7 protein-coding genes are annotated in these 11,781 nt (G+C 71.4%); 2 read left to right on the top strand and 5 right to left on the bottom strand.

All coding sequences use genetic code 11. The features are described from left to right. Nucleotides 1–124 precede the first annotated feature (124 nt). The 5 genes from OP79_RS34410 to OP79_RS34390 form a co-directional block, all read right to left on the bottom strand. Nucleotides 125–1,792 (bottom strand): alpha/beta hydrolase, encoded by a 1,668-nt coding sequence (locus OP79_RS34410; RefSeq protein ID WP_033325810.1) that lies wholly within the window; start codon nt 1,790–1,792, stop codon nt 125–127. 129 nt (nt 1,793–1,921) lie between these two features. After that, nucleotides 1,922–3,244 carry an MbnB/TglH/ChrH family RiPP precursor modification enzyme gene (locus OP79_RS34405; protein WP_033325866.1) on the bottom strand — a complete coding sequence of 441 codons (1,323 nt, stop codon included), beginning with the start codon at nt 3,242–3,244 and terminating at the stop codon, nt 1,922–1,924. A 176-nt stretch (nt 3,245–3,420) separates the two neighbouring features. Beyond that, entirely contained in the window at nt 3,421–4,530 is a 1,110-nt protein-coding gene (locus OP79_RS34400) for a methyltransferase domain-containing protein (protein WP_033325808.1), read from the bottom strand. Nucleotides 4,531–4,646: 116 nt separating this feature from the next. Continuing rightward, nucleotides 4,647–5,876 carry a DegT/DnrJ/EryC1/StrS family aminotransferase gene (locus tag OP79_RS34395; protein ID WP_051745143.1) on the bottom strand — a complete coding sequence of 410 codons (1,230 nt, stop codon included), beginning with the start codon at nt 5,874–5,876 and terminating at the stop codon, nt 4,647–4,649. 88 nt (nt 5,877–5,964) lie between these two features. Then, nucleotides 5,965–7,101, bottom strand: a complete 1,137-nt coding sequence (locus OP79_RS34390) for a GNAT family N-acetyltransferase (protein WP_033325807.1) — start codon at nt 7,099–7,101, stop codon at nt 5,965–5,967. Between the two features lie 382 nt (nt 7,102–7,483). Here OP79_RS34390 and OP79_RS34385 point away from each other — a divergent pair, with 382 nt between their 5' ends. Together OP79_RS34385 and OP79_RS34380 are read left to right on the top strand one after the other, a co-directional pair. Continuing rightward, nucleotides 7,484–9,880: a beta-alanine-activating enzyme beta-propeller domain-containing protein gene (locus OP79_RS34385; RefSeq protein WP_169786234.1), complete on the top strand. Its 2,397-nt coding sequence runs from the start codon at nt 7,484–7,486 to the stop codon at nt 9,878–9,880. Between the two features lie 470 nt (nt 9,881–10,350). Next, the gene (locus tag OP79_RS34380) at nt 10,351–11,766 is read left to right on the top strand and encodes an NAD-binding protein (protein WP_245685551.1); all 1,416 of its coding nucleotides are present in this window, start codon (nt 10,351–10,353) and stop codon (nt 11,764–11,766) included. The last annotated feature ends 15 nt before the right edge of the window (nt 11,767–11,781 follow it).

Raw genomic sequence — 11,781 nt, 5'->3', positions numbered from 1 at the left:
GGTGAAGTCGGTGCGGTACCGCGCCCGCTTGAGGGGCCGCAGGCCCCGATAGGGGCGCGGGGCTGTATCCGATTTGCGGCTCCGCCGCGTGGGCGCGACCAGCCCCTACCGGCCCGCAGGTTCATCACCGCTCTTCCAGCGGAGCGCTTAGCTGGGCGGCCCTCGGCCGGAAGCGGTCGCCCGGTGAGGCGGGCTTCGGCTCGGGATGGGGACCGCACTCTTCGCCCCGCACCGGAAGCTCCCCCTCCAGCAGATACGCGTCGAGGTGACCGTTGACGCACGGGTTCGCTCCGCCCCCGATCCCGTGCGCGCCCGCCGCCCGCTCGGTCACCAGCACCGAGCCGGACAGCCGCCGCCGCAGCTCCAGCGCCCCCTTGTACGGCGTGGCGGCGTCCCGCTCGGCGGCCAGGATCAGCGTCGACGGCAGCTCGCCGGGTGACGTCCGTACGTCGAGGGGCCGCTGCCGCGGCACCGGCCAGTACGCGCACGGCAGGTTCATCCAGACGTTGTCCCAGGTCTCGAAGGGCGCCACGCGCGCGAGCCGCGTGTTGTCCCGGTTCCAGGTGCGCCAGTCCGTCGGCCAGGGCGCGTCATTGCACTCGACGGCCGTGTAGACGGCGTCGCCGTTCTCCTGCTCGGCCACCGCCTCCGGTTGCGGCCCCGCCTGCTGGACCAACGGCTTCGGATCGCCCTTCAGATACGCGGAGAGCGCCTCCGCGCGCCGCGGCCAGTAGTCGTCGTAGTAACCCACCTGCAGATACGCGCTCTGCAGTTCCCCCGGCCCGACCTTCCCGCCCGCAGGCTCGGCGGCCAGCCGCGCCCGCACCCTCTCGTAACTGCGCAGCACCTCCTCGGGCGTGCTGCCGAGCCCGTACACCTCGTCGTGCTTGGCCACCCACGCACGGAAGTCCGCCCAACGCCTCTCGAAGGCGAGCGACTGGTCGAGATTGTTCCGGTACCAGATCCGTCCCGGGTCCGGGTTTACGGCCGAGTCGAAGACCATCCGGCGTACGTGCGAGGGGAACAGCGTCGCGTACAGGGCCCCGATGTACGTGCCGTACGAGGCGCCCATGAAGGTCAGCCTCCGCTCGCCGAGCGCGGCGCGCAGGACGTCCAGGTCGCGCACGTTGTTGAGCGACGTGAAGTGCCGCAGTCCGCTGCCGGAACGCTTCAGACAGCCGCGCGCGTACGCCTTCGCCCGCGCGACGCGCTTCTTCTTGTACGACTCCGAAGGGTTCGCCGGTGCCTGCGAGGGGCCGTGGAGGAGCCGCTTCGGGTCCTGGCAGGACAGTGGTGCGGAACGACCCACTCCGCGTGGGGCGTAGCCGACGAGGTCGTACGCCGCCGCGATGCGCTTCCACTCGGGGAGCAGGCCGGCCAGCGGGAAGTGCATGCCGGAGGCGCCGGGGCCGCCAGGGTTGAAGACGAGCGAGCCCTGCCGCGGGATCCGCCGCTTGTCGTCCTCGCCGTCTTTGGCGTTCTTGCCGTCTTTGGCGTTCTTGCCGGTCGCCCGCGTGCGGCTGACGGTCAGCTGGATCTTCTTGCCGTCGGGCCGCGCGTAGTCGAGCGGCACCGTCACCGTGCCGCACTCACGGCTGCCCGGGCCGTCCTGCTCCTCGGCGCACTTCCCGAAGCGGATGCCTTCGGCGGCGGCGCGCGCGGCGGCGACGGTCACGCCGTGCCGCTCGGCCAGGCCCGGCGTCGCGCCCCGGGCGTCGCCGCCCGCGGGGGCGGCGACGAGGGCGGTCAGGACCAGGGAACCTGCGGTTCCGTGGAGGAGGGCGGCTCTCATTCACGTATCCCTTCAGCACACGGCCATGTCAAAAGGGATATTTCGTTGGGTACTTGGCGAAGTAAAGCACCGGTCTGCCGGTGTCGGCTCCATGTCCCTTGTTGGCGGCGCCTGTTGCGCCTCAGCGTCTCAACGCCTCAGCAGGACCCGTCGCGTGGCTCGCGCCAAGCGGGCCGCCGGGCGTCGGGACAGCGGGGCGGGGCCCGAGCGTTCCAGCCACCAGTTGCTCAACTTCCGCTGTACGTCGGCGTCTTCGAGGCGGCCGTGCAGGAGCAGGTGCTCGGCGAAGGCCAGCGCGTCGTGCCGGTAGCCGTCGGTCATCGGGTGGCCGTGCGCGTACGCCAGGAACCGCGGCCGGTACGCCCTCGCCAGGATCTCCGGCAGTTCCGGAGCGATCTTGGCCACGACGTCGGCCCGCTTCGAGGCGAGCGCCCGCGCCTGCACGGCCAGCCGCGTCCGGTCGAAGCCCTCGGGTGCGGGGGTTCCGGCGACGAGTGCGGAGAGGAGGGCGGCCTGGGCGAGGGCGAGGCGCTGACGGGCGGGTTCGGTGCCGGCGCCTGTGTCCGTGGCCGTGTTGTCCTTCGGGGCGCCTCCGTCCCGTACGCCTGAAGACTTGTCGCTTACCTTCGGAGCGTTCTCCACGGTTTCCCGGATCGCCGTCAACTCCCGCTCCAGCTCGGCTGGTTCGGGGAAGTTCTCGTCCCGCTCCAGGAGTACGCCCGGTGGGCGCACCCGGGACGCCAGGTCCGCGAGGACGTCGAGGACCGCCGGGGGCACGGCGTGGGCGTGGCTGTCGTGCCAGACGCCGTCGCGCTCGAAGCCGCCGGCGACGTGGACGTACGCGATGGCCTCGACAGGCAGTTCGTCGAGGGCCTTGGCGGGGTCCTCGCCGCGGTTGACGTGGTTGGTGTGGAGGTTGGCCACGTCGATGAGGAGACGTACGCCGGTACGGTCGACCAGTTCGTACAGGAACTGCCCCTCGGTCATCTCCTCGCCCGGCCAGGAGAACAGCGCCGCGATGTTCTCGACGGCGAGCGGCACGGGCAGAGCGGCCTGCGCGATACGGATGTTCTCGCACAGGACGTCGAGGGCGTCCCGGGTACGCGGCACGGGCAGCAGGTGCCCGGCCTCAAGGCGTGGCGAGGCGGTGAGGGTGCCGCCCGCGCGGACGAACGCGATGTGCTCCGTGACGAGCGGTGCGGCGAGCGCCTCGGCGCGTTCGGCGAGGGCGGTGAGGCGGTCCTCGTCGGGCCGTTCGGCGCCGCCGAGGCCGAGGGAGACGCCGTGCGGTACGACCGTGACGCCGCGTTCGCGCAGGCGCCGCAGCGAGTCGGGGATGTGCCCAGGGCACACGTTCTCCGCGACGGCCTCGACCCAGTCGATGCCGGGCATGCGCTCCACGGCCTCGGCGATCTCCGGCCGCCATCCGATTCCCGTACCCAGTCGCTGCATCGTCCCCTCCTTCACCACGGTTTCACCAGGACCTGTGCGTCGTCTCCTTCGACGGGCCTGCGTTCCGGCGTAACCGGGTCATGGCCCCGGCAAGCGGGGCCGAACCCATCGGCGGGGACGTTCAGAGCAACATTTGAGGTTCGCCGGGTCGGGGCGGTAGGAGCGGCGGGCGCGGATCAGGGCGACAGGCGGTAGAAGCGCCACAGGTCGTGGTCGACGGACAGTACCTCTGCCGAGCCGTATCCCGCCTCGTGGGCGTACGCGCGCACCGTTGCGGGCCGCAGGACCGTGCCCGCCTCCACCTTCGCGCCCTCCGCACGGGTGGCGGGCAGGCAGTGCAGCACGCTGAAGGCGTAGTTGAGCCGGTCGAGTTCCGGGCCCGGAGCGGTGAACTCCTCGCTCACCTTCTCGTCCCCGATCAGCACAGCGCCCGAGGGAGAGAGCAGTCCGCGCACCGAGGCCAGCACCCCGACCGGGTCCGCCATGTCGTGCAGTGCCTCGAAGACGGTGACGAGGTCCACGGCTCCGTCGAGGCCTGCTCCCGCGGCGTCGGTGCGTACGAAGGCGATGCGCTCGCCGAGACCGGCCTCCTCGGCGTTGCGCCTGGCCTGTTCGACGGAGGCGGCGTCCAGATCGATGCCGGTCAGCCGGGCCGTGGGGAAGGCGCGGGCCAGGGCGATCGTCGACCAGCCCAGGCCGCAGCCGAGGTCGAGCACCTGCGCGCCCGGAGCCTCGGAGAGCCGCCGGTGGACGTCCGGCAGGGCCGCGACCCAGGAGTGGAGCGTCTCCGGCTGGAACATGGGCCGGTTCAGGCCCGCGATGCCTTCGCGGGTGCCCTCGCCGTAGCGCTCGTACGGTACGCCGCCGCCCGTGCCGAAGGCCTCCAGTACCTCGGGCAGGACCTCGGCGATCGAGGCGATGAACTGCGGGCCGGTCGCCAGGAAGAACGGGTCGTCGCGGTCCAGCAGCACTCGCCGGTGTTCGGCGGGCAGCTCGTAGCGCCGCTCGTAATCGTCGTGGACGGGTCTGGAAGCGGCGGGTCCGGAGGCGATCAGCACGCCGGCGACGGCCTGCTGCTCCAGCCACTCGCGGGCGTATCGCGCATGGATGCCCGCCGTCTTGGACAGGTCGCGGGGTGTCATGGGGCCGTGCGCGGCCAGGGCCTCGTACAGGCCGCGGCGGACGCCGATGTCGATGGCGAGGATCTCGAGGGCCGAGCGCAGCCCGGTGAAGATCTCCTCGGCCAGCCGTTCGGCGTTCGGGGTGTGCGCGGATGTGTCGGTCATGGTGGATACCTCGTGTGTTGGTGGTCCGCCGGCGGACCGGTCCTGGTCACGGTCCCACGCGACACTTCATGGCGTCACGATGCGATCACGGTATGTCACCGCAATTGCGATGCCTTTCACTGGCCCAAGGGCGTCCGTGGCGTGGGGTCCGGCAGCGGGGCGGCGAGGGACGGGTGCGCGGTCGTCGCCTGCTCCCTGGTCAGCGCGGCAGTGATCCTGCGGGCCAGGAGGGGGTCGGCCGGGAGTACGTGTGAGGCGAACCAGCGGGCGGCCGACGGGGCGGGGGACGGTTCGGTGAACTCCGGGCCCGCGTAGTCGTCGAGCGGGGGATCGTAGATGTATCCGGCGATCACGCCGTGGTTCACCAGGCGTTCCACGAGGGCGTCGCGGTCGTGGACCAGGAGCGGCACCCGGAAGACGGGAGGAGGGCCCTCGTGGGTGGCCCGGTCGCGCAGTGCCGGGGAGGCCCAGGCGGTGCCCGAGAGCAGGGCGGCGCCGGCCCTGCGGCGGGCGAGGTTCGCGTCGAGGCCCGCCATGCGGAGCCCCAACTGGCCACGGACCAGGGCTCCGTGGCGGGAGCGGAAGTCGTGCAGGTCGACGCGTACCCATGGTTCGTACGCCTTGAGGCTGGGCGCCTCGCGAGCGCTGCGGGCCAGCCGTGGCGCGTGCAGGGGCATGCGGAAGTCGTCCCGTTCCAGCAGGCCGAGGCGCTGCATCGTGCGCCACGCGGGACGCACCAGGTGGAGGCCGCGTACGGCGGAACGCGCCAGCGGGCGCAGTGCCGCGGCCAGGTCGGTGCGCAGGCGGGCCGGCTCGAGGAGATCGTCGCGCAGCAGCTCCAACTCCCGCCTGGTGCGCGCGTCCTCGACGGCGAGGAAACCGCCCGCCATCGCCGCCACATGCTTGGACAGGCTGAACGCCGCCGCCTTCCCGAACGTCCCGATCGGCTGCCCGTCCACATGCGTGCCGATCGCGTGTGCCGCGTCCTCGAGCAGAGGGATGCCCAACTCCTCGCAGCGGCGCCGCAGTTCGACGACGCGGTCCGGCAACCCGTACAGGTTCGTGGTCAGTACGGCGTCCACGTTCCGCCAGGTCGACTCGGGTACGGCGGCGGGATCGATGTTGCCGTCCCACATGGACACCGGGGCCTGCACCGGGCGCAGTCCGGCCGCGAGGACGACGAAGAGGATCACGTCGTCGTTCACCGGCGACATCAGCACCCGTGCGCCCGGCCGGCACCAGCGCCGTAGCGCCAGATACAGCGCCAGCCGCGCCGAGGGCGTGTAGACGCATTCCCGTCCGAGCCGCCGTGTCATCGTCGCGGCGAGCCGCGATCCGTACGGCATGGTCACCTCTTCTGTCGAAGGGCCGTCCAGGGGTCGTTCGAGGGGGTGCACAAGGGGGACGAGCATGGGGCGTACGAGGGTGTTCTGCTCAGCGGGCGCGGGGTACGGCGCTGCCGGAGTCAGTCCGGCCCGACGTACGCAAGGAACCGACCGTCTTCAGCAGCCGGTCGGCCGGCTCGCGCAGGCTGGGATGGGCCAGGACCGTGTTCCGCAGGCCGCGCACCGGTCGGCGCCACAGCCGGTGCGCGGTCGCCACCGGGTGGGGGCGGGTCGCGAAGCCCTCGGCGACGCGCAGTTCGCGGGTCTTGAGCCAGTCCTTGTACTCCTTGTCGCCGCGGCCCATGTCCATCAGCCGTACGCCGTCCCGGGCCGCCGCATCCGCCATCCGCAGGTGCATGATCAGGCCGGGCGAGTAGTAGCGGAGCTCGGGGTCGTACGCGGTGAACCAGGCCGCCAGCACCGTGCGCGATCTCGGCCCGAAGTGGGCGGCCACCGGGCGGTCGCCCGCGTACACCACGGACAGCACACCGGTGAAGTGCTCCTCGCGCACCTGGAACAGATGGTCCACCAGGTCCACGATCCACGGCCGCGCGAACCGGTCCATCCGTCCCGTCCTGCGGTACTGGGCGGACTTCCACCGCATGAGCGTGCGCAGCATCCGCGGATCGCGTTCGTCGAAGACGAACCGCATCTCACCGAGGTCGCGCCCCAGGCGGCGTTCCTTCTTCAGCGTCGTCTTGGCCAGCCCCGGGTACGCGGCCCGCAGCCACTGCGCGTAGTCGCCGTCGCCGGGCTTCAGGTCGAGCACCGGTGAGGGGAACGTCCCCGTGGCGTAGCGGCCGAACGGCTTCTGCTCCGCGACGAGATGGTCGAACTCGAAGACGGACAGCCCGCAGGCGCGCAGCAGTTGCTCGGTGTCCCAGGTGATCCCGGGGCGGTGCACGAGGGCCTGGCAGTCGGAGAGGCCGAGACCTATGGCCCGGCCGACGCCGAAGGAGTTGCGTTCGTACGGGAGGAAGCCGACGGGTTCCCCGTTCTCGTGCAGGACCGCCACCCGCGCTCCACCGCGGCACGCGCCGATCCCGGCCGCGAACTCCGGTGCCAGGAACGGGTTGGCGTAGTCGGGCGACTCGTCCATCGCCTTGTGCCAGGCCCGGCTGAGCGAGGCGTCGAGATGCTCGGCTCTGTGGATGGTGATGTTCACGGCACTGCTGATCGATCGCATGGGCGACCGCCCCCCGTTTCCCCCAACACGCGCTCTCCGCGTCCTACTTGTCCTGCGCTTGGCAGAGCTCAAACGTGGCGAAACAGCCCGCAGGCTGTCAAGGGTGTCTGTTGCAATGAAATGCTATAGATCGGGTAACAGGGTCTGTTCAGGGATATCCGGCGCAACTCTCAGAAACTCTCAGCAACTCCCGGCGACTTACAGCAACTTGCGGCCCCTTCGACTCTTCAGCAGCAGGGGCGGTGCCGCGTGCTGTGGAACCCTCGCGTACTCCGCCCGCGTCCGAGCGCACAGTGAGGTGCGTATTCCGTGCCTGCCGGACATCATGGACGGGACAGACATCCGGGGAGCGACACGCCCTCCGGCTGGTTCAGGGGGACCCATGGCACAGCCGTTGGAAAGAAGCGACCCGCGGCAGGTGGGGCCGTACCGCATCATGGGCCGCCTCGGAGCCGGCGGGATGGGGCGCGTCTACCTGGCGCGGTCGCCGGGCGGGCGTGCGGTCGCCGTCAAGACGATCCGGCCCGAATTCACCGACGACCCCGAGTTCCGGCAGCGGTTCGCCCGGGAGGCGGCTGCCGCCCGTGCGGTCAGCGGGGCGTTCACGGCCGCGGTCGTCGACGCGGATCCGTACGGGGACCCGCCGTGGCTCGCCACCGTCCATGTCGCGGGCATCTCGCTCGACGCCACGATCGCGAGGCATGGACCGCTCCCCGAATCGTCGGTGCTCGCGCTGGGCGCCGGTCTGAGCGAGGCACTCCAGGCCATCCATGCCGCGGGCCTCGTCCACCGGGATCTGAAGCCCTCCAATGTGCTGCTGGCTCCCGACGGGCCCAAGGTGATCGACTTCGGGATCGCGATCAGCGCCGGTTCGAGTTCGCTGACCCGCAGTGGAGTCGTCGTCGGCACGCCCGCGTTCATGTCGCCCGAGCAGCTGACGGGTGGGCGTGCCGGTGTGCCCGCCGATGTGTTCGCCCTGGGGAGCGTGCTTGTTTACGCGGCCGGCGGCGAGGGGCCCTTCAGTTCCAGCCCTGCGGCCGGTATCGGCTTCGGCGTGGTCCATGACGAGCCCGATCTGTCCGCGGTACCGGAAGGGCTGCGCCCGCTCCTCGCCCACTGCCTCGAGAAGGATCCGGCACGTCGGCCCACGGTCGCGGAGCTGCTCGCGGAGTTCGCGGCCCGCATCCTTCCGTCGCCCACGGCGGCGTACGGCCAGTACGGTCCGGGCACCGTCACCCTCGCCCTGCAAGGCGGGGCCTGGCTGCCCGCGCCGGTGGCGGCCTCGGTGCGGCGGGCCGAGGAGGCCGGCATGGGCGGCCAGGTGCCGGAGACGGGCCGGCGGCCCGCGACAGCCGGAGCCGGAGTCGGGGGAACCGGGGTCGCGGTGGACCCCCGCCTGCCGCAGGAGCCGCCCGGGCAAACCGCGGGGGCACCCGAGGCGCTCCGGACACCGACCGTCGCCTCGCCCGAGGGCCTGCGGTACTCCGGTCCGGGCGCGCCCGGCCCCGTACCCCCGAGCGGTCCGCCCACCTGGACGGACGCGCGGCTGAGACCGCAGCCGTCACCCGGGCCGTCGGGCAATCCATCACCCGGGCCGTCGGGGAACAGGCCGCTTCCGATCGGCGGAACGCTTCCGGGCAGCGGGGGAGACCGCGACCCCGGTATGCCCACCCGTCGCCGCGTGCTGATCGCACTCACCGGAGCGGGCGCCGTCGCCGCCCTCGGCGCGGGCTCCTACCTGCTGGGGCTCGGCGATCAGGACGACCCCGACAAGAGCACGGGCAACGACCCCCTCAACGACCCGGCGGCCGCCCCGACTCCGGGCAGCCAGAGATGGACGTACAGCACCGGAGGCCCGGTCGCGCCCGCCCTCCTTGCCGCGGGCGGGCTGGTGTACGCCGGCAGCAAGGACGGCAGCATGTACGCCCTGGACGCCGAGACCGGAAAGCGACGCTGGGCGTTCCCCACCGGCAACGGCGTCTACACCTGCCCCGCCGTGGCCGGGGGCCTCGCCTACTTCGGCAGCGCGGACTATCACCTTTATGCCGTCGACGTGAAGACCGGCGACCAGCGCTGGAAGTTCAGCGCGGGCGGGGAGATCAACTCCTCACCGGTCGTCGCCGGGGGAGTCGTCTACGCGGGCAGTGACGACGGCCGGCTGTACGCCGTGGACGCCGATTCCGGCGACCGGAAGTGGGCGTTCGCCGCCGAGGGCCGGATCCGTTCCTCCCCGGTGGTCGCGTGGGGCAAGGTCTTCGTCGGCAGCGAGGACTCCCGGCTGTACGGCATCGACGCGGCGACCGGAGAACGCGCCTGGGCCTTCGACACGGACGGCGACGTCAAGTCCTCACCGGCGATCGCCGACCGCGTCGTCTACGCGGGCAGCTACGACGGCAACCTCTACGCCGTCAACTGCGATACCGGCGAACGCCTTTGGACCTTCGCCACACGGGGCGGCGTGGGCTCTTCACCGGTGGTGTCCGACGGAGTGGTCTACGTGGGCAGCGACGACGGCAATCTGTACGCGGTCGACGCCCTGAACGGGAAGCAGAGGTGGAAGTTCACCATCGGCGCCATCGTCTACTCCTCGCCGACCGTCCTCGGCGACGCCGTGTACGTGGGCAGCAAGAACGGCAACCTCTACGCCGTACGAAAGGACACGGGCAAGCAGCTGTGGAGGTACCGCACCGGCGCGGACATCCGCTCCTCACCCGCGGCGACCGGCGGCACGGTGTACGTGGGCAACGACAGCGGCACGGTTTTCGCGGTCAACGGCTGAACGCCGCGGGGAGACTGGCGGCGTGTGCCCCCGGTATTCGCCACGGCCCTTGAGCATCTGTCGGACTCAAGGGGGTCAGGGGCGTGACATCTGCTCATAGCGCGAGAGACGGGGTCGCCCTAGGTTCGGTGTTGCGGCATTCCGCGCGGGTGATCCCCGCCCAGCTTCGCCGACGAGCTCGGCCTGCTCCGCCGTCAAGGGAGCCTTCAATCCCGTACTGCTCTCGCTGCCTGTATGTGCCGGCGCCGTGTCACCGTGCCCCGCCAACCGCGCTCCACCCCGATGGGAGTAGTCCATGAGCTTCGCCAGCAGGCGTCCCGTGCCGGGAACCGCCGGTATCCGCCGCCAACCGGGCACGGACAGGGAATTCGATGATCCGAGTGACCCCACATGCCATTGCGGGCGGTCGCTCACCCGATGCGGTGGCTGCCTGACCCTCCGATGCCTCGACTGCGACCCGTACCGCTCAGATGACTGCGCCTTCGCTCTCTGAGCCCTCTGAACTCCCGGAACCCGCGGAACTCTCCGAGTCGACCGGGGGCGAGGGAGGGGACGAGGACGGGAACGAGGCACAGCAGCAGTACTACGTCGTGATCGGCGGCGATGCGGCGCGCAGGGTCTGTGGTTCTCTGCAATCAGCAGGGGACGTCGTGTGCCATATGACCCAGCCCACGGACGAAGAACTGCGACGGGCCCTGGACCGGAAGGTGGCGGGCGTCGCGGTTCTCTTCGACGACGACGCCGAGTCCCTGCGCTACGCGCTCGCCGTCGAGCACATCCGTCCAGGTGTCGCCCTGGTGGTGACCGTCTTCGACCGGACGGTCGCGGGCCAGCTCGAGAGCACGGTTCCCAACTGCCGGGTCACCTCACCGGCCGATGTCGCCGCCCCCGTCCTGCTGGCCGCCTGCCTCCAGCCCGAGTTGCTGGCGCTCCACGGGACGCCCTCGGGGCATGTCGGCGCCCGCTGGGGCGAGGACGCCGTACGTCTCGAGCCGTACCGGCCGCCGCGCTCCCTGAGGTACCGGGCCCGGCTGGGCAAGATCAGGGGCCAGCTGCGACCGCACGACGGCAGCTCACGGATCATGCTGACCGGCCTTGCCGGTCTCTTCGCGGTGCTGCTGGCGGACTGGATCTGGTCGGTGACCCTCAACCACCGGTCGCCGGTGGAAGCCCTCTTCGAAGCGGCGCGAACCCTGGCGACCGTCGGCCCCGCAGCCGCGCACGGCGGGACCGCCTACCTGGTGTTCAGCAGTGTCGCCATGCTGATCACCATTGTGTTCACCGCCGTCTTCACCGCCGGAATGGTCGACCGTCTGCTGGCCCCGCGCTCGATCGGCATGGTGGGCCCCAGGGCGCTTCCCCGCGCGGGCCATGTGGTGGTCGTCGGATTCGGACAGGTCGGGCTCCGGCTGTGCACGCGATTGCAGGGGCTCGGCCTCGGTGTGATCGCGGTGGAACGCAACCCGGCGGCCCCCAACCTCCGGCTGGCGAAGGCACTCGGCATCCCCGTCGTCGTCGCCGACGCGCGGGACAGGTTCGTGCTGCGCAAGCTCGGCCTCGACACGGCCCAGGCCATGGCCGCAGTCGCCTCCGACGACCTGGACAACATCGCGGTGGCCGTGGCCGCACGGGCCGTCGCACCCGATCTGCGGGTCGTCATCCGGGCGGGCGACCACGAGGCCATCGCCGAGACCCAGTCCTTGTTCAGCATCGGCATCGTCCGCGACCTCGCCAGCCTGAGCGCCGCCTATACGACCGCGAGCCTGACGGGCCTGCGGCCACGCGGAGTGCTCGCACAGGGCCGACGGCTGCTGGTGGAGCGCGCGAACGGGACGTTCACCCGGTGGCCGCACGGGGCGCGGTGCCATCACCAGCAGGACACCTGATCCGGTTCAGGTAAT

Origin of the sequence: Streptomyces yerevanensis (assembly GCF_000716805.1) — a bacterium.
Lineage (GTDB): Bacteria > Actinomycetota > Actinomycetes > Streptomycetales > Streptomycetaceae > Streptomyces > Streptomyces flaveus.
This window is presented reverse-complemented; position numbering and strand designations above follow the sequence as displayed.

Coding starts and splice junctions, on each gene's coding strand:
- OP79_RS34390 (WP_033325807.1), bottom strand. CDS start 7,101: ATGCGATCGATCAGCAGTGCCGTGAACATCACCATCCACAGAGCCGAG.
- OP79_RS34385 (WP_169786234.1), top strand. CDS start 7,484: ATGGCACAGCCGTTGGAAAGAAGCGACCCGCGGCAGGTGGGGCCGTAC.
- OP79_RS34400 (WP_033325808.1), bottom strand. CDS start 4,530: ATGACCGACACATCCGCGCACACCCCGAACGCCGAACGGCTGGCCGAG.
- OP79_RS34410 (WP_033325810.1), bottom strand. CDS start 1,792: ATGAGAGCCGCCCTCCTCCACGGAACCGCAGGTTCCCTGGTCCTGACC.
- OP79_RS34395 (WP_051745143.1), bottom strand. CDS start 5,876: ATGCCGTACGGATCGCGGCTCGCCGCGACGATGACACGGCGGCTCGGA.
- OP79_RS34405 (WP_033325866.1), bottom strand. CDS start 3,244: ATGCAGCGACTGGGTACGGGAATCGGATGGCGGCCGGAGATCGCCGAG.
- OP79_RS34380 (WP_245685551.1), top strand. CDS start 10,351: ATGACTGCGCCTTCGCTCTCTGAGCCCTCTGAACTCCCGGAACCCGCG.